The following is a 24,221-nucleotide window of genomic DNA, read 5'->3' as shown; positions in this document are numbered from 1 at the left end:
TCCGGCCGCGCCGGTCAACCTGCGCGATTGCTCCGCAACGCCAGGCCGACTTTCTCGAAATAGCTGGCCATCCGCTCGGTCCCCGCATCGGTCAGGCGGACGATGGTCCGGCGGCGGTCGCGTTCGTCGATCGACCGTTTGACGAGCCCCATCGCCTCGAGCGAGGCGATCATCCGCAGCCCCGACGACAACGGCACGCCGGCCCCCGTCGCGAGGTCACTCGCGCTCAGGATACGGCCATTGGCATTGGCCAGCATCAGGTCGAGCATCATGTCCCACGTCGGGCCCGACATCTGCGCGCTGCCGAAATGATGGCGCCGCATACGGCGGGCCTGGATACTGAACGACAATTGGTCGACCAGCCGCGGCGCCGCCACGTCGCTGCGCGGTTCGAGCTCGACGCGGACCGGCGCCGCCGACTCGTCGCCGCCGCGCGCGGCGAGCAGCTCGTGAATTTCGTCGATACGCGATTTCAGATCGGCAATTTCTTGGTTGGAAAATTGCTGCATGTGATGGGACCCCTGGTGCGCCTTCAGGCGCTACACTCCGACACCACCCCTCCGCCTGGTCGAACCCGATGCGTACAGAATGACGAACAAGATCGGGTAAGAGATATACATTGAAAGCAGCGCGTAGGGACGCGCCAATATCTCCGAAAACATCAGCTTCTGGACATGGCCGAAAATGGCGATCAACTGCCATCCCGTGATCCAATAGGGCCAGAAACGCTGCGTTTTCAATGCGATGAACCAAAAGCTCGCGAGCGCGACCAGGTCTATCGCAAAGATATTATATTCAATATGCGACCAATCCGGATTGGGTGCGAGGAGGGTGGTGCACACCGACGCGAGCAGGGCCGTATAGGCGGCCCAGCGCTCGAGGGGACCGCCGCGCCACATCGCGACGGCCACCGTGGTCAGCAGAACCGCATAATAGCCCGCTACGGTCCACATGTGGTTCGTCCACCCCCGCTCTTGAACTTACGACGCTTTGGCGAGCGGCAGATGCGCCACCGCGGGATCGCCGTGATCGTTGCTGCCATCCTCGACCAGCGTTGCCGCCGGCGGCTTGACGCCTGCACCGAACATGCGCGTGCCGAGACCGACCTGCTTTTGCGTGACGCTGAGCGCGAGATGCGCGTCGGTCAGCAGCTGACGGACTTCGCCGGCCGCGGCAAGCGCCTGCGCAACCTTGGCCATCGCTTCCTGGCCGACGATCGCCGACATATTGGTATCGCGCCGTGCGGTGGGCAGCGTCGCGGCGAGACGCGCGATGCTGATCATCGTATCGTCGATCGCATCTTCGGCCTGATGGAGGTCCGAGGCGATCTTCTTGGCGGCAGACATGCGTTCATTCAGCATAATCCTGGTCCTTGTATACGAATGCCGACGGAATCCCCCCCGCAGCATTCAGGTCAACACACGACCAAGACCGACAAGGATCGAATAGAGGGCGGAAAAAGCCAAAATGGTCGCAAATGCGATCAGGATTGGCCAGATAATCCTTTCCATCAACCCGTGCCGGTTGGCCGGCTGGGACGCGGTAGGAAATGGCGAACCGATATCGAAAAGCCGCCGGATCGAACTGCGCCCCACACCGGCTTCATCGGCGGGCGCCTCGTCGCCTAGGCTGATCAATTGATATCTCAATGGCTGATAGGGAGTAACTTGGTCGAATACACCGTTACGTGCCAAAATCGTCGCAGCCTCTATCCTGTTGGATGCATTGAGTTTTTTCAAAGCGCGCCGCACACGCTCATCAACCGTGTGCGGGGATACATCCATAATGCGAGCAATCTCTTTGGAATTTTTGTGCTCAAAAACCAGCCGCAGCGTTTCGATTTGCGCGGCCGAAAGGAGACTGATGTAATTGTCTGGGTCACCCTGCACACAAAAGGGCATAGAGGATCATGATTCGAAATCAAGTTACGAGGGGCGCGATAGGCGTATCATCCTGCGTCACCGGCACGCCCGAGGCGCGAATTTCCGGGATTCCGCGACGGCGCCTCATCCCGCCAGAGCGGAAGCTCTCGCTATTTCCAAATGCCGCGCATTCGGCTAGGCGAACGGCGTGACCGACTGTGCATCCTGCGTCGTGCGAAACCGCGCGATCTGTGCGAGCCTCAATCCCGAGGAGCTGTTGCTGCTCGGCAAGATGGGGCGCAAGCAGCGCGTCAAGGCGGGCCAGACGCTGCTCTGGGAAGGCGACGACGCACCGGTGGTCGCCAATGTCCTCGAAGGCGTACTTAAACTGGTCGTCGCGACCGCCGACGGGCGCGAGCAGATCGTCGGCATCGTTTTTCCGTCGGATTTCATCGGCCGCCCGTTCGGCAAGGAAAGCCCGTACAGCGTCACCGCGATGACCGATGCCGAAGTCTGCATTTTCAACCGCAACGCCTTCGACGAATTTGCAGGCAACCATCCCGACCTGCAACAGAAGCTCTTGCGCCGCACGCTCGACGAACTCGACCGGGCGCGGCACTGGATGATGCTGCTCGGTCGCAAATCGGCGTCGGAAAAGGTCGCCTCCTTCCTCCTCGAAATGTCCGAACGGCTTTCGGGGCAGGGATGCCAGGTCGGCGGCACGCGTAACGGTTTCGAGTTACCCTTCGGACGCCAGCAAATCGCCGACATATTGGGGCTGACGATCGAAACGACGAGCCGTCAGCTCACCCGGATGCGCTCCGACGGTCTTCTGGACCTCCCCTCGCGCCGCGAGATCGTGATTACCGATCGCGACGCGATGGAAGCGATGGCGGGATAGCCGGCGGCGTCGGCGACACACCCCCACCACCCGGCGGGGACATGTCGCCGATCAGCGCCGCGCGCCGCTTCAGAAGCGGAACGCCACCCCCGCGCTGATCACCCACGGGTCGAGCTTGTGCTTGGTTTGCAGCACTTCGGTCGTACCCGCATACCAGGTCGCGGTCGGACGCAGGAAATAGCGCTTCGCATCGAACGAGACCGCCAGCCCCTTGTCATTCACGGGAATATCGATCCCGGCCTGCACCGCGGCGCCGAACTTGTCGTTGATCTTCTGCCGCGTCGCGCCCAGTCCGCGCGTCGTCACGCCCGGCTTTTCGTCGATGAAGAAGAAATAGCTCGGGCCGGCGCCGACATAGGGCTGAATCCCGCCGTCGCGGCCGAAATGATATTTCAGCGTCAGCGTCGCCGGGATGATCTTGACGTCGGACACCAGCTCGGCACCCGCCAGCGCCCCGGCGCCATCGACGTCGTGCTGGGTCACGCCGGCAATGGTTTCGAGCGAGACATTGTCGGTGACGAAATATTCGACCGCGATCGTCGGCGTGACATTGTCGTTCGCCTTGCTCTGCGTCCCGGCGGGCAGGCTGAGGCCGTCATATTTAACGTCGGTGATCTTGCCGTCGGGCGCGACGAGGGTCGCGAGCAGCTTCACCTGAACGTCCCCGGCCTTGGCCTGGGCCTGGCCCGGAACCACCATCGCGGCGGCCAGAGCGGCGAGGGAGAGATAATGCGTCTTCATGTCGTGACTCCTTGCGTTGACGAGCGCCTCCCTGCGCTTGCCCGCCGCACCGCGCATTGATGGAACGCAAAAAATTGCTTGATCCTGGTCAATGTTTTGGCCACCGTCCCCGTCCATGAGCGGTTCCCAGCCGTGCGGTCGAAGGGACCGCGCCAAGCAGGGACAAGCATTATGGACGGTGTGGTATTGAAAGCGGGCGGCTGGCTGGGCCTCGCCCTTCTCGCGCTCGTGATGGCGGCGCTCGCGGTCGATGCGCCCTTTGCGGTGCATATGGGGATCGTCGCGGTCGCCTGCCTCGCCGTCCTGTGGGCCACCGTCTCGCGCGCCGATTTCGACGGCATCGCGCGCGGCATATTGAAAATGCCCGCGGACGAAGGCGTCTATGACGACGACCCGATCCGCTGGGGGGTGATCGCGACGATCTTCTGGGGCGCCGCGGGTCTTATCGCGGGCCTTTATATCGCGCTCCAGCTTGCCTATCCCGCGCTTAACCTGGGGTTTGAATATACGACCTTCGGACGGCTGCGCCCGCTGCACACCTCGGGCGTGGTTTTTGCTTTCGGCGGCAATGCGCTGATCGCGACCAGCTTCTATGTCGTCCAGCGCACCTGCCGCGCGCGGCTCGCCTTTCCGGGCGCCGCCCGCTTCGTCTTCTGGGGCTATCAGCTTTTTCTGGTGCTCGCAGCCACCGGCTATCTGATGGGCGTCACCGAAGCGCGCGAATATGCCGAACCCGAATGGTATGTCGATCTGTGGCTGACCATCGTATGGGTCGTCTATTTTGTCGTGTTCGTCGGCACGATCGTCAAACGCCGCGAGCCGCATATCTATGTCGCCAACTGGTTTTACCTCAGCTTCATCATCACCATCGCGATGCTCCACATCGTCAACAATCTGTCGGTGCCGGCAACGATCTTCGGGTCAAAAAGCTATTCGGCTTTCGCGGGGGTGCAGGATGCGCTGACGCAATGGTGGTACGGGCACAATGCGGTCGCCTTCTTCCTGACCGTACCCTTCCTTGCGATGATGTATTATTTCGTCCCCAAGCAGGCCGAACGGCCGATCTACAGCTATCGCCTGTCGATCATCCACTTCTGGTCGCTGATCTTCCTCTATATCTGGGCGGGTCCGCACCATCTGCACTATACCGCGCTGCCCGATTGGGCGCAGACGCTGGGCATGGTCTTTTCGGTTGTGCTGTGGATGCCGAGTTGGGGCGGCATGATCAACGGGCTGATGACGCTGAACGGCGCATGGGACAAGATCCGCACCGATCCGATCATCCGCATGATGGTGATCGCCCTCGCCTTCTATGGCATGGCGACCTTCGAGGGGCCGATGCTCTCGATCAAGGCGGTCAACTCGCTCAGCCATTATACAGAATGGACGATCGCGCACGTCCATGCCGGCGCGCTGGGCTGGAACGGCATGATCACCTTTGCCGCAGTCTATTATCTGGTGCCGCGCCTGTGGGGACGGCCGCGCCTCTATTCGCTGCGCATGGTCAACTGGCACTTCTGGCTCGCGACACTGGGGATCGTCTTCTACGCCGCCTCGATGTGGGTCGCCGGGATCATGCAGGGTCTGATGTGGCGCGAATATGGCGCCGACGGCTACCTCGTCTACAGCTTTGCCGAAACCGTCGCGGCGATGCACCCGATGTATCTGATCCGCGCTGCCGGCGGGGCGATGTATCTCGCCGGCTTTGTCCTGCTGATCGTCAACGTCTGGGCGACGATTGCTGGCAAGGTCCGCGAAGAGAAGCCGATGACCGAGACCCCCTATAACGCCGCCGCGGACCGCCCGCTGGCGCCCGTTCCCGCCGAATAAGGAGCCTCCAGGCCATGGCCACCCAATCCACCGAAAAGCGCTTCAGCCACAAGAAGCTCGAACGCAATATCACCCTGCTTGGCTTTTTTTCGCTCGTCGCCGTGGCGATCGGCGGCATCGTCGAGATCGCGCCGCTGTTCTGGATCGACAATACCGTCGAAAAGGTCGACGGCATGCGGCCCTATACTCCGCTCGAACTCGCCGGCCGCAACATCTATATCCGCGAGGGCTGCTACCTTTGTCACAGCCAGATGATCCGACCCTTCCGCGACGAGGTCGAACGCTATGGCCACTACAGCCTGGCGGCGGAAAGCATGTACGACCATCCCTTCCAATGGGGGTCGAAACGCACCGGCCCCGACCTGGCGCGCGTCGGCGGCCGCTATTCGGACGAATGGCATCGCGCGCACTTGATCGATCCGCGCAGCGTCGTGCCCGAATCGATCATGCCGCCCTATGCCTTCCTTGCCGAAAACGACCTTCGGACCGACGATCTGCGCAACGACCTGACCGCGCTCTATCGCGTCGGCGTTCCCTATACCAAGGAGGATATCGCCAAGGCCAACGAGGATTTGAAGGCACAGGTCGATCCCGCGTCGGCCGCCGATCTCCAGAAACGCTATCCCAAGGCACAGGTCCGCGATTTCGACGGCGATCCCGCGCGTCTTACCGAAATGGACGCGCTGATCGCCTACCTCCAGATGCTCGGAACGCTCGTCGACGTCGACAAGGCGGCGCCGCAGGAACAGGCGCACGCCGCCGACATCGCGCAGGAGAAAGCGCGATGACCTATGACGAGATACGGCATTTCGCCGATAGCTGGGGCTTGATCGTCATGGTGGCGATGTTCCTCCTCTTCATCGCCTGGCCGTTCCGCAAGGGAGCCGCCCGCCACCATGACGAAGCAGCGAACATGATCTTCAAGGAAGACGACAATGGCCGAAGATAAGCGCATCGACGAAGTGACGGGCACAGCCACCTCCGGTCACGAATGGGATGGCATCGAGGAACTCGATACGCCGATGCCGCGGTGGTGGCTGTGGTCACTCTATGCGACGATCATCTGGGGGATCGTCTATGTGATCCTCTATCCCGCCTGGCCGATGATCCGCAGCGCGACCGAGGGCACACTCGGCTGGAGCAGCCGCGGCCAGCTCGAAAAGGAACTCGCCGCCGAAACCCGGCGGCGCGCTCCGATCGTCGACGCAATCGCCGCGACGCCGATCGCCGAACTGCCCGCCAGACCCGACCTGATGCAGGCGGCCACCCAGGGTGGCGGCGCGGCATTTCGCGTCCATTGCGTCCAATGTCATGGTGCCGGCGGCGCCGGGGTCAAAAACCTCTATCCCAGCCTGACCGACGATGATTGGCTGTGGGGCGGCGACCTTGCCGCTATCCATTATACGATCACCAACGGCATCCGGAATCCCGACGTCGCAGCGACGCGGACCAGTCAGATGCCCGCCTTCGGCCGCGACGGCATCCTCGACGCCCGACAGATTGCCGATGTCGTCAGCCATGTCCGCGTGATCAGCCGCCAGGAAAAACCCAGCACCTCGTCGGCGCGCGGCGCCGCGCTCTTCTCGGCCAATTGCGCGGTCTGTCACGGCGTGGGGGGCGAAGGCGGCCGCAGCGTCGGCGCCCCCAGGCTGACCGACGCCATCTGGCTCTATGGCGGCGATCGCGCCAGCCTGACCGCGACGATCAACCATCCGCGCAACGGCGTGATGCCGCACTGGGGCGAACGGCTCGATCCGGTGACGATCAAGATGCTGGCCGCCTATGTCTATTCGCTGGGCGGCGGCGAAAAGGCGCCCGCCCCCGCAGCGGTCGCCGCAGCCGCCCCGAAAGGACAGGGAGCCGATGGCCAGCCCTGACGATCCGACCGGCGGCACGGCATCGCTCTACGCGGCGCGCAAGGGCGTCTATCCCAAGCGGGTGGACGGCCCTTTTCGCCGCCTGAAATGGGCGATCATGGCGGTGACGCTGGCGATCTATTACGCGACGCCATGGATTCGCTGGGACCGTGGCCCCTATGCGCCCGATCAGGCGGTGCTGGTCGACCTCGCGCACCGGCGCTTCTACATGTTCCAGATCGAAATCTGGCCGCACGAATTCTATTATGTCGCCGGCCTGCTGATCATGGCGGGCATCGGCCTGTTTCTGGTGACGAGCGCGGTCGGCCGCGCCTGGTGCGGCTATGCCTGTCCGCAGACAGTGTGGACCGACCTGTTCCAGCATGTCGACCGGCTGGTCGATGGCGACCGCAACGCGCAGATCCGCCTCGCGCAGGGGCCGTGGACGGCCGAAAAAATCGCCAGGCGCGCGCTCAAATATGCGATCTACCTGACCGTCGCCTTCTGGACCGGCGGCGCGTGGATCATGTATTTCGCCGATGCGCCGACGCTGACGCACGATTTCTGGACCGGCCAGGCGGCGCCCGTCGCCTATGGCACCGTCGCGGTGCTGACCGCGACAACCTTCGTCCTCGGCGGCTTCATGCGCGAACAGGTGTGCATCTACATGTGCCCCTGGCCGCGCATCCAGACCGCGATGATGGACGAAAAGTCGCTGCTCGTGACCTACAAGGACTGGCGCGGCGAACCGCGCGGCAGCACCAAGAAGGCGATGGCGCACCCCGGCGCCTTCGGCGACTGCATCGATTGCAACCAATGCGTCGCGGTCTGCCCCACCGGCATCGACATTCGCGAAGGGCCGCAGATCGGCTGCATCACCTGTGCGCTGTGCATCGACGCCTGCGACGGGGTGATGGCGCAGGTCGGCCGTCCGCGCGGCCTGATCGACTATTGCACGCTGGAGGATGCCGCCGCGGAAAAGGCCGGGGGCACCGCGCGGCCGGTGCGCAAGACGCTGTTCCGTCCGCGCACGATCATCTATTTTTCGATCTGGTGCGCGATCGGCGCCGCGATGCTGTTCACGCTGGGCCAGCGCACGCGGCTCGACCTGGCCGTCCAGCACGAGCGCAGTCCGCTCTACGTCCAGCTTTCGGACGGGTATATCCGCAACAATTACACGCTCAAGCTGCGCAATATGGAAACGCGCCCGCGCGGCGTCGAGGTGACGGTCAGCGGGCTCAAGGACGCGGCGCTGTGGACCGAGGAGGGCTCGCGCGACAAGGCGGCGCAGCGGATCACGCTGACGCTCGCACCCGACAGCGTCACCCGCGTCAAGCTGTTCGTCGCCGCCCCCGCCGCGGGCGCGGCGCGACAGGATTTCACCATCGCGACGCGCGGCCTCGACGGCGATCCGCGCGGCGACAGCGAGACCATCCAGTTCGACCGGCCGCCGGCCGACAATCAGGAGCCCGGACAATGAGCAAGGCGCGCCGCTTCACCGGTTGGCACATGACGACGATCCTCGTCGCCTTCTTTGCGGTCGTCATCACCGTGAACATCGTCATGGCGCGCTTTGCCCTCTCGACTTTCGGCGGCACGGTGGTCGAAAACAGCTATATCGCGAGCCAGCACTACAACGAATGGCTCGCCCGCGCCGCCGCGCAGGACCGGCTGGGCTGGGACAAGAGCGCCACGCTCGATGCCGACCGCCACATCGAACTCGCCGTCCGCAGTCAGGGCAAGCCGCTCGGCGGGCTGGCGACGACCGCGACGCTCAGCCACCCGCTCGGCCAGTTGCCGGCGCGCGCGGTGCATTTCGCGCCGGCAGCGGACGGCCGCCTGATCTCGCGCGAAACGGTGCCGGCAGGCCGCTGGCGGCTCGACCTTTCGGTCCGGCACGGCGCCGACGAGGCCCGCTACCAGATCGATCTGCAATGAGCGTTGCCACCGCCTCGCCACTGGTCGAGCGCGACTTCGCGGTTCCCGATATCCGCTGCGCGGGCTGCATCTCGAAGCTTGAACAAGGGCTGGTCCGCGACCGGCGCATCGCTTCGGCGCGCGTCAACTTCACCGAAAAGCGCGTCCATATCGCCTGCACCCCCGACGCCGAGACGCCCGATCTGGTCGGCGCCTTCGCGCTGCTGGGGTTCGAGGCGCATCCGATCGGCGACGCCCCCGGCGAAGGCGATCCCGAAGCGGCGAGCAGCCGCGAATTGCTGCGTGCGGTGGCCGTCGCGGGCTTCGCGATGATGAACGTCATGCTGCTGTCGGTATCGGTCTGGTCGGGCGCCGAGGGCGCGACACGCGACCTGTTCCACTGGCTGTCGGCGGCGATCGCGCTGCCGACCGTCGCCTATTCGGGGCGCCCCTTCTTCCGCTCGGCATGGCGCGCGCTGCGCCACGGCGGGACCAATATGGACGTGCCGATCAGCATCGGCGTCGTCATCACCAGCGCGCTCAGCGTCTACGAAACCGCGACGCACGGCCAGCACGCCTATTTCGACGGCGTCGTCATGCTCCTCTTCTTCCTGCTCTGCGGACGTTGGCTCGACAGCGTGATGCGCGACCGCGCCCGCGGCGGCGTTACCGCCCTGCTCCGCAACATGGGCACCGGCGCGACGGTGCTGCGCGGTGAAGACAGCGGCCATTGGGTCGATGCGACCGCGCTTCAGCCGGGCATGGTGATGCTGGTCGCCGCCGGCGAACGGCTCGCCGCCGACGGGGTGATCGTCGCGGGGTCGACCCAGATCGACCTGTCGCTGCTCACCGGCGAAAGCGCGCCGCAGGCGGTGCATGTCGACGACCATGTCCACGCGGGCACGCTCAATCTCGGCGCGCCGATCCGCGTCCGGATCACCGCCGCGGGCGCCGACACCGCCATCGCGGATATCGCACGACTGATGGGCGAGGCGGCGCAGGGCAAGTCGCGCTATGTCCGCATCGCCGATCGCGCCGCACGCTTCTATGCGCCCGCGGTCCACACGCTCGCGCTGCTCGCATTCACGGGCTGGATGATCGCGGGCGCAGGCTGGCATCATAGCCTCCTGATCGCGGTCGCGGTGCTCATCATCACCTGCCCCTGCGCACTCGGCCTTGCGGTTCCGGCGGCGCAGATCGTCGCAGCGGGGGCGCTGATGCGGGTCGGTGTGCTGATCAAGGACGGCTCGGCGCTCGAACGCATGGCCGAGGTCGACCGGGCGCTGATCGACAAGACGGGGACGCTGACGCTCGGCCGGCCGGTCGCCACCGATCTCGACGCCGTCGATCCCGCCCATCGCCCGCTGCTCCTCGCGTTGGCGCAGGCCAGTCGCCACCCGCTCAGCGAAGCGCTGACGCGCGGTCTGTCGGCGCTCGGCGTGGTACCCGAAGCGGTCCAGACTATACGCGAAACGCCGGGTTTCGGGATCGAGGCGGACTGGCATGGTCACAAGGTCACGCTCGGGCGCCCGCAAAGCCCCGCGGCGGGCACCGCGCTGGCCACCGAACTCGCCATCGACGGCGATCCGCTCGCGACGATCCGCTTCGCCGACCAGCTTCGCCCCGACGCACGCGCCGCAATCGACGCGCTGGCGGCCGAGGGAATCGACGCGACGATCCTGTCGGGCGATCGGGCCGAGGCGGTGGCACCCGTCGCCCGCGAACTCGGCATCACCGCCCAGACCGGCATGACGCCGCAGGACAAGCTCGCCGCGATCGCCCGTCATGCGGGCGCCGGACACCGGGTGCTTATGATCGGCGACGGCCTCAACGACGGCCCGGCGCTGGCCGCCGGCTATGCCTCTATGGCGCCGGGATCGGCAAGCGACGCGGGCAAGAATGCCGCCGACTGCATCTTCCTCGGCGACCGGCTGATGCCGGTGGTGCAGACGGTGCGCATGGCGCGCCGGACGCGGCGGATCGTGAAGCAGAATTTCGCGCTCGCCATCGGCTATAATATCATCGCGGTGCCGCTCGCCATCTTCGGCCACGTAACCCCGTTGATCGCGGCCATCGCGATGTCGGGTTCGTCGCTGATCGTGGTGGGCAACGCGCTGCGCCTGAAGGCGGCGATCCGGTGAACGGCCTGCTTTTCCTGATCCCGATCGCGCTCGGGCTGGGACTGCTCGGTCTTGCGGCCTTCTTCTGGTCGCTGCGCCACGGCCAGTTCGACGATCTCGACGGCGCCGCATTGCGCATCTTCGTCGAGGATGAAGAGGATGCCGTGCCATGATCCTGCGCCCGCTCGCCTCGCTCGCCGCCGCCACCGGACTCGCCTTCGCGCCGCTTGCCAGCGATGCGCAGATCTTGCTGCTTCCCGCATGCGGCGGCGGGACGCATCTGCTCGTCATTCCCGGCGCCCCGGACAAGCCCGGCGACCACCCCTGTTCGAAGCCCTGCCATGCCGTGACCGAGCGGCGCAGCAAGCCGACCGACGACAAAAAGGGTTGTTGCTGACATGGCCGCCGCCGCTTTGACCTTGGTCAATGCGGCAAAGACCGCCCGCCCGTAGGACCATGGCCATGTGGACCTATTATCCTGAGCTGCTCGCAAAGCCCGTGCCGCGCTACACCAGCTATCCCACCGCGGTGGAATTCGGCGACGCGGTGGGCGAAGCCGATTATGCGCGGGCGCTTGATGCGATCGAGCCGGCCACGCCGCTTTCGCTCTATGCCCATATCCCCTTTTGCGAACAGATTTGCTGGTATTGCGGCTGCAATACCGGGGCCGCGGGCCGCAAGCAGCGGCTCGCCGACTATCTCGTCGCGCTACGCGCCGAAATCGCGATGGTGGCGAAACGGATCGGCGGCCGCGCGCGCGTCCAGCATATCGCTTTTGGCGGCGGCAGCCCCAATGCGGTCGCGCCCGTTGAATTCGTCCGCATCCTCGACCGCCTGCTGACCGTCTTCGACGTCAGCCGGCCCGAAATATCGATCGAGATCGATCCGCGCGGCTTCACGACCGAATGGGCGCTTGTGCTCGCCGCGTCGAACGTCACGCGCGTCAGCCTGGGCGTTCAGACCTTTGCCCCGCACATCCAGCAGGCGATCGGCCGCGTCCAGCCGCTCCGCGATATCGAGGCGACGGTCGCGGCGCTGCGCCTGCGCGGGATCGACGCGATCAATTTCGACCTGATGTACGGGCTGCCGGGGCAGAGCATCGCCGATCTTAACGCGACGCTCGACGAAACGATCCGCCTCGCTCCCAGCCGGATCGCGCTGTTCGGCTATGCCCATCTGCCCGCGATGTTGCCGCGGCAACGACGCATCGACGCGACCGACCTGCCCGACGACCGGTTGCGCTTCGAACAGGCGGCGCACGGTTTCGAACGGCTGACCGCGGCGGGCTATATTCCCGTCGGCTTCGATCATTTCGTGCTGCCGGGCGATCCGCTTGCCGCGGCGGCCAAGGCGGGGCGCGTCAACCGCAATTTCCAGGGCTTTACCGAAGACGACGCCCCCGTCCTCCTCGGCTTCGGGGCGAGCGCGATCAGCCGCTTTCCGGGGTTGATCGTCCAGAATGAAAAGCGCGCCGGCCCCTATCGCGACCTGATCGGCGAAGGGCGGCTTGCCGCCGTGCGCGGCGTCGCGGTAGCCGATGAAGACCGCCTGCGCGGCGCGATCATCAAGGCCATCCTGTGTCAGGGACGCGCCGCGCTGCCCGCGGCATGGGCCGATGCCGCGCGCCCGGCGCTCACCGATGTCGCGCAGCGCGGACTGATCCGCTGGGATGGCGACGAACTGGTGCTGGATGAGGGGTCGCAGCCTTATGCCCGCACCATTGCGGCGCGCTTCGACCGCTTCCGCGGCACCATCGCCCCTGCCGATACCGCCGCCATCGCGCGCTGATCGCGCGCCGCGCTTCGCCGGAACAAGAAAGGCCAGCTCTCGGGGCGCGAGAGCTGGCCAGCAGCAGGTTGTTCGGGGCTTCGGGTGCCGGGGTCAGCCCTTGCAAGCCTGCTTGTTCTTGTTGCCGGGAAGGCTGCAATTATAGGTCACGGTCTTGCCGTTCGCCTGCTTCGCCTTGACCATATGGCCGGTGGGGCGGGCTGCGGCGACGCGCTGCGATGCGGCCTTCGGCTTGGCGGCAGCCTGCTTGACGGGCTTTGCGGCGGGCTTGACCGCGGTCGTCGCGGGCTTCGCCGGGGTGGTTGCCGCAAAGCTCGGGGCGGCGATCATCATCGTCGCGGCCAGGCCGACGCCGATCAGGGAACCAAAACGTGCCATCTCTATCACTCCGAATGGTCCCGCCGCACGGTCCCGGTCAACGCGACGGGGCCGGCGGGGAAACAGGACGTCCAGGGCGGGGTCTGGGTGGACAGGGGGCGATCCCGCCTTGGACAAACCCCTATTAGGCGGCCGCGACCGACGGGGTGATGGCCGCGACATGACAATATGGTAATTTGCGCGCCAGCATCCGGACGGCCGACCGGTTTCATAACGCGATCCTGCTCAATGGGAGTATCCCCGTGACCGCGCACGCCGACCTGGCATCGATCGCCGAACCCGCTTCGCCCGCCGCCCGCCGCGGCGGCGTGGGGCGCGGCGTCCGGCTGGCGCTCGCCGGCCTGCTGCTGGCGCTGCTCGCGCTCGGCGATTTTTATGTCTGGGCGGGCTATTATCACGGACCCCTCTACCGCGATCTCGCGTCGGACGCCGCCGGACCCGACCGGCCTGCGATCGTGATGCTGTCGGGCGACATGGGGAACAAGGTCGGCATGACCCCGCCGGTGTCGCGGCGGATCAATCGCCGCGGCTACGCGGTAGTGACAGTCAATTCGCTCGCCTATTTCTCGCCGCGCCGGACGCCGCAGGAAGCGGCAACGCTGATCGAGAATGCGATGGCGCGGGCGATGCGGCTCGGCCGCACGCGCCGCGTCGTCCTGATCGGGCAATCCTTTGGCGCCGACATGTTGCACGCCGGCCTCGCCGCGATGCCCGCGGCCGACCGGACGCCGATCAGCGCCGTCATCCTGATCGTCCCCGGCCACGATATCATCTTCCGCGCCTCGCCGATCGAACTCGCCGGTCTCGAAATCCCCGACCAACTCGCCCTGCCGACCGCATCGCAGCTCGACTGGGCGCCGCTCACCTGCATCTGGGGCATCAAGGAAAATGACAGCCTGTGTCCCGAACTGACCTTGCCCGGCGTGCGCAAGATCGCCTTGCCGGGCGGCCACAAGCTGCAATCCGACGACGCGGCGCTCGAGGCCGCGATTTTCCCTGCCATTGCGCATGCGACCGACCGGATGCACGCACCGCCCCAACGGAGAAACTGATATGAAGGCTCTGGCAATCGCTCTGCTGCTCGGCGCCGCGACCGGCATTCCGGCCCCGACGCCCGCCGCCAGCCCGATCGGCGTCTGGCAGAATCCGAAAGGCACCATCCTGGTGCGCACGCGCAATTGCGGCGCGATGCTGTGCGGCAATATCGTCTGGGCCAGCCCCACCGCCCTCTCCGACGCGCGCGACGCCGGTGTCACGGCATTGATCGGCACCGAATTGCTCAGCGACTATCGCGCGACGGGTGCGGGGCGCTGGACCGGGCAGGTCTATGTGCCCGACCAGGGTCGTCGCTTTTATTCGACGATCGAGGTAAGGAACCCGAACAGCTTGCGAATTTCGGGTTGCATCCTGGGCGGGCTGATCTGCAAACATCAGGAGTGGACGCGTCGATGACGGTTTTCGGGGGCGTGCGATCCTGGGCCTCGCGGCATCGCCGGACGTTGTCGATCGCAGCCGCGCTGGTCGTCGCGGCGCTCGGCTTCACCGCGCTCTATCATTTGCTGCATTCGGTGCGCCCGCACGCGATTCGAGAGGCTTTTCGCGCGGTTTCGAACGTGCAGATCGGATTCGCGCTGCTGCTCACCGCGGCCAGCTATCTGCTGCTCACCCTCTACGACACGGGGGCATTGCGCGTCATCGGCCGCAAACTGCCCTGGCGCACCGCGGCCCTTGCCTCCTTCACAAGCTACACGCTCAGCCACAATCTGGGCCTGGCCCTGCTGACCGGCGGCTCGGCGCGCTACCGCGTCTACCGCGCCGCCGGGCTCAGCGGCGGAGAGGTCGGCAGCGTGATCGCGCTCGCCAGCCTGAGCTTCTGGAACGGCGTCGTTCTGCTCGCGGGTCTGGCGGCCATGGCGAGTACGCAGTTGCTGCCGATTTTCGACATCGGCCTGTCGCTGCACTGGTTGCATCTCGGCGGAATGGTCGTCGCGACCCTGTGCCTGATCCCGCTGCTGCTCCGCCATTTCGGGCTGACCGCGCTCGACATCGGCGGATGGCGCACCCCGATCCCGGACCTGAAGACAAGTGCGTCGATGACGCTCGTCGCCGCGCTCGATCTGGCTGCGGCCAGCGCGGCGCTGTTTGTGCTGCTGCCGGCGCCCGACCCAGCCGCCTACCCCGCCTTTTTCCTTGGCTATGCCTTTGCAATCATTGCCGCGCTGATCAGCCATGTGCCCGGCGGGCTCGGCGTGTTCGAGGCGGTGGTGATCGCGATGGTCCCCGGCGACAAGGCGCAGCTCCTCGCCGCGCTGCTCGCCTATCGCGTCATCTATTATCTGCTGCCGCTGCTGCTCGCCGCGCTGCTGCTTGCCTGGCACGAAAGCAAGGCGTGGCACGCCCCGGCGCGCCAGTTCGCCGCGGCGAGCGAATCGCTTCTCCGCGAACTGGCACCGCCGCTGTTCGCCGCACTTGTCTTCGCCGGCGGCCTGATCCTGCTCCTGTCGGGGTCGACCCCCGCCGAGGCGGGACGGATGCACGATTTGCGGCATATCCTGCCGCTGCCCTTCGTCGAGGCATCGCATATCGCGGCCAGCCTGTCGGGTACGCTGCTGCTTTTCCTGGCGCCCGGCCTGCTACGCCGCCTCAACGGCGCCTTCGTTGCGACGCGTGCGCTGTTGCTAGCGGCCGCCATCTTTTCGCTGACCAAAGGGTTCGACTATGAGGAGGCGGTCATCCTCCTCGCCATCTGCGCCGCGCTGCAATGGAGCCGCCCGGCCTTTTATCGCAAGACCGCGCTGATCGACGCACCGCTGTCGACCGGCTGGATCGTCGCCGCGCTGATCGCCATCCTCGGCTCAGCCTTCGTCGGCCTCTTTGCCTATAAGCATATCGATTATACCAGCAGCCTGTGGTGGCAATTCAGCTTGCGCGGCGACGCGCCGCGTTTTCTGCGCGCGAGTTTCGGGATCGCGGTGCTGATCACCGGCCTCGCGCTGTGGCGGCTATTCGCGCCGTCGGCCCGCACGGTGCGCGATACGCCGGTGGGGTTCGATGCCCTCGAACCGGCGCTGGCGCTCAGCGACAGCACCGATGCCTTTCTGGCCTATACCGGCGACAAGCGCTTCCTGCTCGCCGACGAGGGCGACGCCTTCCTGATGTACCGGGTGCAGGGCGGCAACTGGATCGTGATGGGCGATCCGGTCGGCAACGAGGACCGATGGGCCGATCTCTTGTGGAAGCTGCGCGAGATGGCCGACGCGGCGCAGGGGCGTATCCTGCTCTATCAGATCAGCGCGGCCTGCCTGCCGCAAGCGATCGACCTTGGGCTGTCGATCGTCAAATATGGCGAAGAGGCGCGCGTCGAGCTTGCCCGCTTCACCCTTGCCGGGCCGCAGGCAAAGACGCTGCGCCACGCCGAGCGCCGCGCGGTGCAGGACGGCGCCGAATTCGCCGTAATCGCCGCCGCCGAGGTTCCCGCGCATCTGGCCGAACTCAAGGCCGTGTCGGACGATTGGCTACACGCGAAGAAGCAGCGCGAAAAAGCGTTCAGCCTCGGCCGCTTCGATCCCGCCTATATGGCGCGCTTTCCCTGCGCGGTGGTCCGGATAGGGGGGCGGATCGTCGCTTTCGCCAATATTTTGGCGACCCCCAATGGCACCGAAATGTCGGTCGACCTGATGCGCCATGTGAAGGACATCCCCTATGGCGTCATGGACTTCCTGTTCATTCGCCTGATGCAACATGCGCAGCAAGCGGGATACCGCTGGTTCACGCTCGGCATCGCGCCACTGTCGGGGATCGAGGGGCGCAAGCTTGCGCCCGCTTGGGCGAAGGGTGCCGCCTTCGTCTTTCGCCATGGCGAGATGCTCTATGGTTTCGAAGGTTTGCGCAGCTACAAGGCAAAATTCGCGACCGATTGGCAGCCGCGCTACATCGCCGGACCCCGCGGCATGGCCTTTGCGCAGGCGATGGCGGCGGTGCACCAGATCGTCTCGCGTGCGCCGGTGCGCAATGACACGCGCGCGCCCGTCGCCGCCACGGCCTGATCGCCGGCAAGATTACCGCAGTTTCATCTTCGCGCCATCGGGCGGTGGGACGCGGCCTGCTACGCCGGTCCAATGGACCCGCCGCGCATCCGATCCATGCCGCCGACGGCCTTGTTGATCCTGCTGCTGGCGGGGATCATTTTTCTGTCGGCGCGGCTCTATGCCTCGCCGCATTCGCGTGGCGGGGGGCAGGTGGGGGGATTGACCTTCGAAGCGGAGCCTGTCCGGCGCCACCAGCCGATCGCGCTCGTCGTCACCAGCGTCGAGGACGGCGGTCCGGCGGCAAAAGCCGACATTGCGGCGGGCGACCGGATCGACCGGATCGATGGCCGCCCCATTGCGTCGGCGGCCGATGCCGCCGCGCGGCTACGCCGCGACGCGCGCAAGGGGGTGACGCTGCGCATTCGCCGTGGCATCCGGACAAGCTATAAGCATCTTCCCGCGACGCGCGGGCCACAGCCGGGGACAGTGCATGTCGCAGAAAATATTGCTCGTCGAAGATGACCGGACGACCGCCGATTTCATCAGCAAGAGCCTGACCGGCGAAGGCTTCGTCGTCGATCATGCCGCCGACGGCCGCGACGGCCTGTTTCATGCAACCGATGGCAGTTACGACGCGATCATCCTCGACCGCATGCTGCCCGGCATGGACGGCATGGCGCTGCTCGCGGCGATGCGCGCTGCGCAGATCGCGACGCCCGTCATCATCCTGTCGTCGCTGGGCGCGGTCGATGCGCGGGTCGAGGGACTGACGTCGGGCGCCAATGATTATCTGGTCAAGCCCTTCGCCTTCTCCGAGCTGCTGGCCCGGCTCAAGCTGCTCCTTGCCAAGCCCGGCAACGGCCCCCAAGTCGAAACGGCGCTGCACTGCGAGGATCTGGAAATGAACCTGCTCAATCGCCGCGTGACGCGCGCCGGCAAGCGGATCGAACTGCAGCCGCGCGAGTTTCGCCTGCTCGAATATCTGCTCCGCCACAAGGAGCAGGTGGTGACGCGCACGATGATGCTGGAGGGGGTTTGGGAATATCATTTCGACCCCGGCACCAATGTCGTCGATGTCCATGTCAGCCGTCTGCGCCGCAAGATCGACGACGGGTTCGCAACGCCGCTGGTCCATACGATCCGCGGCGCGGGCTATATGCTCGGCGCCGCGAGCTGACCGCCGGATGCGCGCAGGCTTCTTTCAATCGACGATCGTCCGCCTGACGCTGGCGCTGGTGATCGCGCAGGTCGCGGCGCTGGCGCTCGGCCTGACGATCATCCACCGCTTCACCCAGGCGACGATCATCGACGACGCGCGAATCGCGGCCGAAGTCGCGCGCGACGATTTTGCCGAAACCCAACGCCAGCAAGGGCCCGAAGCGCTGGTTCAGGCGATCCGCGACCGGCTCACCCGGCGCGACGACCGCAATTTCGTCGTGCTGTTGAAGGCACCCGACGGCACGCGCGTCGTCGGCAATCTCAGCCAATGGCCGGCGACGGTGTCCGACCATGAAGCGTGGCGCGAAATCCGCCTGTTCCGGCAGGATGCGGCCGAGGCCGAACCGATCGGGTTGATTACCACGCCGCTTCCCGGCGGCTATGCCCTGCTGACGGGCGAAGTGCTCGAGGCGCAGGTTCAGCTCGCGCGCGCCAGTCAGGCCGCCTTTCTGTTCGCGCTCGCGGTCGGCATCACGATCGCCGGAATCGTCGCCGCGTTCGTCGCCTGGCTGCTCGGGCGGCGCATCGACGTCTTTTCGCGCGCCGCCTCCGCAATTGTCAGCGGCCGGCTCGACGCGCGGGTGGAGCGCGACCGGACCGGTGACGCCTTCGACCGGCTCGGCGTATCGATCAACGCGATGCTCGACCGGATCGAAACGCTGGTCGGCGAGCTGCGCATGCTTACCGATTCGATGGCGCACGATCTGCGTTCGCCGGTCGCGCGGATGAAGGCGAAGCTGGAACAGGCGCTGGGCCGCGCGCGCGACCCCGAAACGACGGCGGCGCTTGCCGGTGCGATCGACGAGGCCGACAGCCTGCATCGCCTGCTCGACACCGCGCTGGAGATCAGCCGCGCCGAGGCAGGCATCGGCCGCGACCAGTTCACGCGGTTCGCACTCGCGCCGCTGCTCGAAGACATGGCCGAAGTCTATGGTCCGCTCGCCGAGGATGAGGGCTTTGCCATTGCGGTCGCGGCACCCGCGGACCTTGAGGTCGTCGCACACCGCGAGATGCTGGTGCGCGCGCTGTCGAACCTGATCGACAATGCCCTGAAATATGCGGCCGGCGGCACGCAGATCCGGTTGACCGCGGCCCGAGAAGCCAGCGATGCGATCGACCTCGCGGTAATCGACGACGGTCCCGGCATCCCCGCCGACCGCATCGCCGAAGCGACGCGACGCTTCGTCCGGCTCGATCCTTCGCGCGGCGGATCGGGCGCGGGGTTGGGATTGTCGCTGGTCGAGACGATCGCGCATATGCACGGCGGTCGGATGACGATTACACCCGGGCAGCCGCACGGCACCGTCGTCACGCTCCGGCTGCCGGTCGTCGCGCCGGCCGCCTGAACGCTACGGCCCCGAACGCTTCGAATTGACGCCGAAGCCGAGGCGACGCTGCTCGGCAGCGGCGGACACCGCTGGCACCATGGCGTCATGCAGATGTCCGGTGCGCATATCCATCTCGTGCTTCCCGACGCCACCGAGCGCGCCGCCTGTTTCCGCGCGCTTGCCGATGGCCGCCATATCGTCCGCAGCTTTGCGAACGGCGCCGACTGGCTCGACGCGGGGGCGGCGGACGATTGCGCCGTGCTGCTTTTCCACTGGGCCCAGCCCGGCGCGGTCGATGGCAGCGCAATGCTCGCGGCGATCGCACAGTCGCCCGATATCGCCTGCTTCGTCGCCGCGAGTCGGCTGAGCGTCGGCGAAAGCCGCGCCATCCTGCGCGGCGGCGCGACCGATCTGCTGCCCGCCCCGCTCGATCCGCGGCTCGTCCGGTCGGTGATCGGCGATGCGTTGACGGCTTGGGAGCGGCAGCGTGCAATGCACGCGGACCGGCGCGCCGCCGAGGCGCGCCTCGCCGCGCTGACCCCGCGCGAACGCGATATATTGGATGCCATAGCGGCGGGGCTCGGCAACAAGGCAATCGCGCGGCGGCTCGACGTCAGCCCGCGCACCGTCGAGGTGCACCGCGCCAATATCATGCGCCGGTCGGGCGCGGCGAGCGTCGCCGAGCTGCTGCGGCTGCGCTTCACCGTCGAATTCGCGCGGGGCCCGAGCGCCAATCCCGTCCATTTCGGAGCTTGATGTCTGCCCGCCTCCGGCCAGCGCGATAGATTGGCCCCTATAAGAGAATCGAACGGTCCGTCGCCCCTGTGTTGGTCCCCAAGGGCGATCCGTTCGACCGCGCGTGCCATCCCCACCTGGCCGCGCATCCCAGCCGGGCCGGCGGAGGATGTTCCACTTCCGTCGGCCCCTTTGGCGCTGGCCCCTTCGCGGGACCTCGACAGACAGACGGGCTAGCCCGTGACGAGCGCGCGCTGTTCCGGGCGGCCCATCGACAGCAGGATCGGGTCCGCCGCCTGACGCGCCATGAAGTCGGCCTTGCCCGCGATTCCCTGCCATTCGATGCCGATCAGCGCCTGCGCGATCGCGCCGCCCAGCGTATCACCGGGGCCGGGCAGGATGATCACGTCGGGCGCATATTCCTTGACCGCAACCTGCACCGACAGCGCGAAATCATAGGGCGCAAGGATCTGATGCCCGAAGGTATAGTCCCAGATGCCCCAGGGATTGCTGGAAAAGCGCCGCCAGATATGACCGCGACCGTCGACCATCGGCAGGTTGGGCATGCCGAACAGCGCCGGGGGCAATTCGATCTTCGCCTTGTCCGAACTGCCGACCATCAGCGGCGTATGAAAGGGGCCATGTCCCGCCAGCCGCAGCGGATCGCGGCCTGGCGTCGGCGCCGCCTCGGCAAGCAAGGCGGCCAGCCCCTCTTCATTGCCCGCGAGGACAAGCATGCCGGCAAGGTCGATCGAAAGCGCGAGCGCATGACCCGGGCGCGCGGCGATGTCGGCGACGAGCCCCAGCAGGCTGGCGCGCAGCCCCGGCACCGGGCGCCAGTCTTCATCGACGATCTGCACCAATATCTGCCCGCCCGGCCCGTGCGTCTGGCTGTTGAGACCCATAGCATTGGCGATACGAAAGCCGTCCTCGACCGACACCGCGCCGCCAAGCGCGAGCGCGCTGTACCAGCCCATCGAATTGCCCGCGACGGCGACGATGTCATATCGGGCGCGGTCGATGCTGAGCCAGTCGAGCAGGGTCGCGGTGTAGATCAGCGGGGCCGCGACATCGCCGCGCATGTGCGTCGCGACGCTGAAGCGATCGGCGCCGTCGAGTTCGCTGACCGTCGGCTGGTCCCGCTCGCGGCGCTGGGCGTCGAACCCGGCGATGATATCGCCGAAGCGTGCGCCGTGCAGCCGCGCGATGCTGCCAAGCTCGCCCTTGCCATAGGTGCCGCGGCCGGGGGCGACGACAAGCGCGGTCTTCTTCGCCGCCGTCATGCCAGCAGCTCCTTCGCGGCGGCATAGATCGAATCGCGGCTCGGCAGCGTCACCGTCGCCGCCTTGCCCAGCGGGATGAAGCTGTCCTCGGCGGCGATGCGCGCCAGCTTCTTCTCCGGCGTGCGTTCAGTAAACAGCGCCATCAGCGCCTCGCTTTGCGAACCGGTGATGCGGCATTCGTCGACGATCAGGACGCGTTTCGCCTCGCCGACCGCGGCAACGAGCTTGTCGGCATCGACGGGACCGAGCCAGCGCAGGTCGATTACGCGCGCCTTGACGCCGTCGGCGGCGAGCAGCTTTTCGGCCTGCCGCGAGAGATAAGTGCCGTTACCATAGGTCACGATCGCCAGATCGGTTCCGTCGCCATGCACGCCGACATCGCCCAGCCGGATCGGCGTCCCTTCGCCGGGCGCTTCATAGGCGCTCGTCCACAGGCCATCGCCCTCTTCGTGCAGGTCGCGCGTCATATAGAGCGCGATCGGTTCGACGAAGACCACGACGCGCTGCTCCTCGCGCGCCAGCCGCACGCATTCGCGCAGCATCTGCACGGCGTCGCGCCCGTTCGACGGCACCGCCAAGATTACCCCGGGAATGTCGCGGAACACCGCCAGGCTGTTGTCGTTGTGGAAGTGTCCGCCGAACCCCTTCTGATAGCCGAGCCCGGCGATCCGGATCACCATCGGGTTGGTATACTGGCCGTTCGAAAAGAAGCTCAGGGTAGCCGCCTCGCCGCGGATCTGATCCTCGGCATTGTGGACATAGGCGAGGAACTGGATTTCGGGCATCGGCACGAAGCCGTTGTGCGCCATGCCGATCGCGAGGCCGAGGATCGCCTGTTCGTCGAGCAGCGTGTTGATAACGCGCGCCGAACCGAAGCGCTGATGCAGCTTGGCGGTTACATTGTAGACGCCGCCCTTCGGCCCGACATCCTCACCCGCGACGACGATTTCGGGATAGGCGAGCATCAGGTCGGCGAGCGCCCAGGAGAGCAGCCGCGCCATATGCATCGGCTTGTCCATCTGGTTCGCGTCGCCGGCGAACAGCGCCGCGCGCTCGTCGGTCGAGGGGCGATTGGCCGGCGGGCGGTCGATCTTCGGCGGAACCAGGCTCTCCATTACTGCCGTGGCGGTGGTCAGCTTGGGGCGGCGGATCGCGGCTTCGGCCTGCCGCGCCAGCGTTGCGCCGATCTCTTCATAGGCATCGGCGACTTCGGCGGCGGACATCCATCCCTGTTCGACCATCAGCGCCGCCCCCGCGAGCAGGGGATCGCGCGCCTCGTCGGCTTCGATCAGCGCCTTGGGCAGATAGGCACCCTGCACGTCCGACCCGGCATGTCCGTAGAGCCGCACCGTTCCCATATGGAGAAACACCGGCTTACGCGTGCGGCGCGCGAAGTCGGCGGCCTCTTTTGCGCCCGCGTAGGCCGCGACAAGGTCGGTGCCGTCGCACTGGATATAATGAAGCCCCGCACGGTGGCGGAACTGCGCCTCGATCCACCCCGTCGGGGTGCGTGTCGAGATGCCGATGCCATTGTCTTCGCACAGGAAGATAAGTGGCAAAGGCGTGCCCTGAAAGGCCGACCAGCCCGCGGTATTGAACGCGCCCTGCGCGGTCGAATGATTGGCCGACGCATCGCCGAAACTCGCCAGCACCACCGCGTCTTCGGGCAGCGGGAGGCCGCACATGCCCAGTCGCCGCGCGATACCGATCGAAAAGGCGGCGCCCACTGCCTTGGGCAGATGCGACGCGATCGTCGATGTCTGCGGCGGAATCGCGAGCGGCTTCGACCCGATGACCTTGTGCCGCCCGCCCGAAATCGGGTCCTCGGCCGAAGCGGCGAAGCTCAGCAGCATGTCCCAGTCGGGGGTCTGTCCGGGGAGCTGGCGCGCGCGGTGGAGCTGAAAGGCGTTCGAGCGATAGTGGAGGAACGCCATGTCGGTGACGCGCAGCGCCGCCGCGACCGCGGCATTGCCCTCGTGCCCCGACGATCCGATGGTATAAAAGCCCTCGCCGCGTGCCTGCAGCGTCCGCGACAGCCGGTCCATCTGGCGACTGGTGAGCTGCGACAGGAAAATGTCGATGGCATCCGACCGCGTCAGCCCGGCATGCGCGGGATCGGGCGCATCGGCGCGGCGAGCGAGCGTTCCGCTCGCCAGCGCGCCGAGAAATTTTTCATGTACCGCCTGTGCCGCGTCCACGCTGTCCTCCTGCCGGTGTTCCGGTTGCCCGTGCAACC

26 protein-coding genes are annotated in these 24,221 nt (G+C 66.4%); 18 read left to right on the top strand and 8 right to left on the bottom strand.

The annotated features are described in order from the left end of the window. Nucleotides 1-14 precede the first annotated feature (14 nt). Genes AOA14_RS09535 through AOA14_RS09520 form a run of 4 tightly spaced genes read right to left on the bottom strand, consistent with a single transcriptional unit; the run spans nucleotide 15 to nucleotide 1,889 of the window. Complete coding sequence (locus AOA14_RS09535; RefSeq protein ID WP_003041520.1) at nucleotides 15-509, bottom strand: MarR family winged helix-turn-helix transcriptional regulator; 495 nt, start codon at nucleotides 507-509, stop codon at nucleotides 15-17. A 30-nt stretch (nucleotides 510-539) separates the two neighbouring features. After that, nucleotides 540-953, bottom strand: coding sequence for a hypothetical protein (locus AOA14_RS09530; RefSeq protein ID WP_003041525.1), 414 nt, complete (start codon nucleotides 951-953; stop codon nucleotides 540-542). 27 nt (nucleotides 954-980) lie between these two features. Continuing rightward, the gene (locus AOA14_RS09525) at nucleotides 981-1,361 is read right to left on the bottom strand and encodes a hypothetical protein (RefSeq protein WP_062901618.1); all 381 of its coding nucleotides are present in this window, start codon (nucleotides 1,359-1,361) and stop codon (nucleotides 981-983) included. A gap of 48 nt (nucleotides 1,362-1,409) precedes the next feature. After that, nucleotides 1,410-1,889, bottom strand: coding sequence for a response regulator transcription factor (locus tag AOA14_RS09520; protein WP_231292865.1), 480 nt, complete (start codon nucleotides 1,887-1,889; stop codon nucleotides 1,410-1,412). A gap of 181 nt (nucleotides 1,890-2,070) precedes the next feature. On the opposite strand from AOA14_RS09520, the gene AOA14_RS09515 reads away from it, so the two are divergent. Further along, a complete protein-coding gene (locus tag AOA14_RS09515) occupies nucleotides 2,071-2,763 on the top strand; it encodes a Crp/Fnr family transcriptional regulator (protein ID WP_003041534.1) in 693 nt (230 codons plus the stop codon). 69 nt (nucleotides 2,764-2,832) lie between these two features. Here the strand turns inward: AOA14_RS09515 and AOA14_RS09510 are convergent, their stop codons facing one another. Continuing rightward, the gene (locus tag AOA14_RS09510) at nucleotides 2,833-3,504 is read right to left on the bottom strand and encodes an OmpW/AlkL family protein (RefSeq protein WP_003041537.1); all 672 of its coding nucleotides are present in this window, start codon (nucleotides 3,502-3,504) and stop codon (nucleotides 2,833-2,835) included. A gap of 171 nt (nucleotides 3,505-3,675) precedes the next feature. Here AOA14_RS09510 and ccoN point away from each other — a divergent pair, with 171 nt between their 5' ends. The 10 genes from ccoN (at nucleotide 3,676) to hemN (ending at nucleotide 13,015) form a co-directional block, all read left to right on the top strand. Then, a complete protein-coding gene (ccoN, locus tag AOA14_RS09505; RefSeq protein WP_003041542.1) occupies nucleotides 3,676-5,334 on the top strand; it encodes a cytochrome-c oxidase, cbb3-type subunit I in 1,659 nt (552 codons plus the stop codon). Between the two features lie 14 nt (nucleotides 5,335-5,348). Next, nucleotides 5,349-6,122 (top strand): cytochrome-c oxidase, cbb3-type subunit II, encoded by a 774-nt coding sequence (ccoO, locus tag AOA14_RS09500; RefSeq protein ID WP_003041545.1) that lies wholly within the window; start codon nucleotides 5,349-5,351, stop codon nucleotides 6,120-6,122. Continuing rightward, nucleotides 6,119-6,283 carry a cbb3-type cytochrome c oxidase subunit 3 gene (locus AOA14_RS09495; protein WP_003041548.1) on the top strand — a complete coding sequence of 55 codons (165 nt, stop codon included), beginning with the start codon at nucleotides 6,119-6,121 and terminating at the stop codon, nucleotides 6,281-6,283. The genes ccoO and AOA14_RS09495 overlap by 4 nt, the downstream gene beginning before the upstream one ends. Then, complete coding sequence (gene ccoP, locus AOA14_RS09490) at nucleotides 6,270-7,211, top strand: cytochrome-c oxidase, cbb3-type subunit III (RefSeq protein WP_062901617.1); 942 nt, start codon at nucleotides 6,270-6,272, stop codon at nucleotides 7,209-7,211. Before AOA14_RS09495 ends, ccoP begins: the two co-directional genes overlap by 14 nt. Then, nucleotides 7,198-8,670, top strand: a complete 1,473-nt coding sequence (gene ccoG / locus AOA14_RS09485; protein ID WP_062901616.1) for a cytochrome c oxidase accessory protein CcoG — start codon at nucleotides 7,198-7,200, stop codon at nucleotides 8,668-8,670. Before ccoP ends, ccoG begins: the two co-directional genes overlap by 14 nt. Continuing rightward, the gene (locus AOA14_RS09480) at nucleotides 8,667-9,128 is read left to right on the top strand and encodes a FixH family protein (RefSeq protein ID WP_062901615.1); all 462 of its coding nucleotides are present in this window, start codon (nucleotides 8,667-8,669) and stop codon (nucleotides 9,126-9,128) included. The genes ccoG and AOA14_RS09480 overlap by 4 nt, the downstream gene beginning before the upstream one ends. Further along, complete coding sequence (locus tag AOA14_RS09475) at nucleotides 9,125-11,248, top strand: heavy metal translocating P-type ATPase (protein ID WP_062901614.1); 2,124 nt, start codon at nucleotides 9,125-9,127, stop codon at nucleotides 11,246-11,248. The genes AOA14_RS09480 and AOA14_RS09475 overlap by 4 nt, the downstream gene beginning before the upstream one ends. Then, nucleotides 11,245-11,400 (top strand): cbb3-type cytochrome oxidase assembly protein CcoS, encoded by a 156-nt coding sequence (gene ccoS / locus AOA14_RS09470; RefSeq protein WP_062901613.1) that lies wholly within the window; start codon nucleotides 11,245-11,247, stop codon nucleotides 11,398-11,400. Before AOA14_RS09475 ends, ccoS begins: the two co-directional genes overlap by 4 nt. Beyond that, a complete protein-coding gene (locus tag AOA14_RS09465) occupies nucleotides 11,397-11,624 on the top strand; it encodes a hypothetical protein (RefSeq protein ID WP_003041565.1) in 228 nt (75 codons plus the stop codon). Before ccoS ends, AOA14_RS09465 begins: the two co-directional genes overlap by 4 nt. A 65-nt stretch (nucleotides 11,625-11,689) precedes the next feature. Then, complete coding sequence (gene hemN, locus AOA14_RS09460; RefSeq protein WP_202988478.1) at nucleotides 11,690-13,015, top strand: oxygen-independent coproporphyrinogen III oxidase; 1,326 nt, start codon at nucleotides 11,690-11,692, stop codon at nucleotides 13,013-13,015. Nucleotides 13,016-13,108: 93 nt separating this feature from the next. Here hemN and AOA14_RS09455 read toward each other — a convergent pair whose 3' ends face one another. After that, entirely contained in the window at nucleotides 13,109-13,393 is a 285-nt protein-coding gene (locus AOA14_RS09455; RefSeq protein WP_003041572.1) for a hypothetical protein, read from the bottom strand. Nucleotides 13,394-13,635: 242 nt separating this feature from the next. Here AOA14_RS09455 and AOA14_RS09450 point away from each other — a divergent pair, with 242 nt between their 5' ends. The 7 genes from AOA14_RS09450 (at nucleotide 13,636) to AOA14_RS09420 (ending at nucleotide 20,723) form a co-directional block, all read left to right on the top strand. After that, nucleotides 13,636-14,445, top strand: coding sequence for an AcvB/VirJ family lysyl-phosphatidylglycerol hydrolase (locus tag AOA14_RS09450; protein ID WP_202988459.1), 810 nt, complete (start codon nucleotides 13,636-13,638; stop codon nucleotides 14,443-14,445). A 1-nt stretch (nucleotide 14,446) separates the two neighbouring features. Further along, nucleotides 14,447-14,845, top strand: a complete 399-nt coding sequence (locus tag AOA14_RS09445) for a DUF2147 domain-containing protein (RefSeq protein ID WP_062901610.1) — start codon at nucleotides 14,447-14,449, stop codon at nucleotides 14,843-14,845. Further along, on the top strand, nucleotides 14,842-17,439 hold the full coding sequence (mprF, locus tag AOA14_RS09440) for a bifunctional lysylphosphatidylglycerol flippase/synthetase MprF (RefSeq protein WP_062903101.1): 2,598 nt from the start codon (nucleotides 14,842-14,844) through the stop codon (nucleotides 17,437-17,439). The genes AOA14_RS09445 and mprF overlap by 4 nt, the downstream gene beginning before the upstream one ends. A 96-nt stretch (nucleotides 17,440-17,535) precedes the next feature. Further along, a complete protein-coding gene (locus tag AOA14_RS09435) occupies nucleotides 17,536-17,943 on the top strand; it encodes a PDZ domain-containing protein (RefSeq protein WP_202988458.1) in 408 nt (135 codons plus the stop codon). Then, nucleotides 17,912-18,598, top strand: a complete 687-nt coding sequence (locus AOA14_RS09430) for a winged helix-turn-helix domain-containing protein (protein ID WP_058812258.1) — start codon at nucleotides 17,912-17,914, stop codon at nucleotides 18,596-18,598. Before AOA14_RS09435 ends, AOA14_RS09430 begins: the two co-directional genes overlap by 32 nt. Before the next feature lie 7 nt (nucleotides 18,599-18,605). Next, a complete protein-coding gene (locus tag AOA14_RS09425) occupies nucleotides 18,606-19,985 on the top strand; it encodes a sensor histidine kinase (RefSeq protein WP_062901608.1) in 1,380 nt (459 codons plus the stop codon). Nucleotides 19,986-20,072: 87 nt separating this feature from the next. Continuing rightward, complete coding sequence (locus tag AOA14_RS09420; RefSeq protein ID WP_238929769.1) at nucleotides 20,073-20,723, top strand: response regulator transcription factor; 651 nt, start codon at nucleotides 20,073-20,075, stop codon at nucleotides 20,721-20,723. A 212-nt stretch (nucleotides 20,724-20,935) separates the two neighbouring features. On the opposite strand, the gene AOA14_RS09415 is transcribed toward AOA14_RS09420, so the two are convergent. Together AOA14_RS09415 and AOA14_RS09410 are read right to left on the bottom strand one after the other, a co-directional pair. Continuing rightward, the gene (locus tag AOA14_RS09415; protein WP_003041586.1) at nucleotides 20,936-21,985 is read right to left on the bottom strand and encodes a hypothetical protein; all 1,050 of its coding nucleotides are present in this window, start codon (nucleotides 21,983-21,985) and stop codon (nucleotides 20,936-20,938) included. Next, nucleotides 21,982-24,183, bottom strand: coding sequence for a thiamine pyrophosphate-dependent enzyme (locus AOA14_RS09410; protein WP_062901607.1), 2,202 nt, complete (start codon nucleotides 24,181-24,183; stop codon nucleotides 21,982-21,984). Before AOA14_RS09410 ends, AOA14_RS09415 begins: the two co-directional genes overlap by 4 nt. Nucleotides 24,184-24,221 lie beyond the last annotated feature (38 nt).

The organism is Sphingopyxis terrae subsp. terrae NBRC 15098, from assembly GCF_001610975.1.
Taxonomy (GTDB): Bacteria; Pseudomonadota; Alphaproteobacteria; order Sphingomonadales; family Sphingomonadaceae; genus Sphingopyxis; species Sphingopyxis terrae_A.
This window is presented reverse-complemented; position numbering and strand designations above follow the sequence as displayed.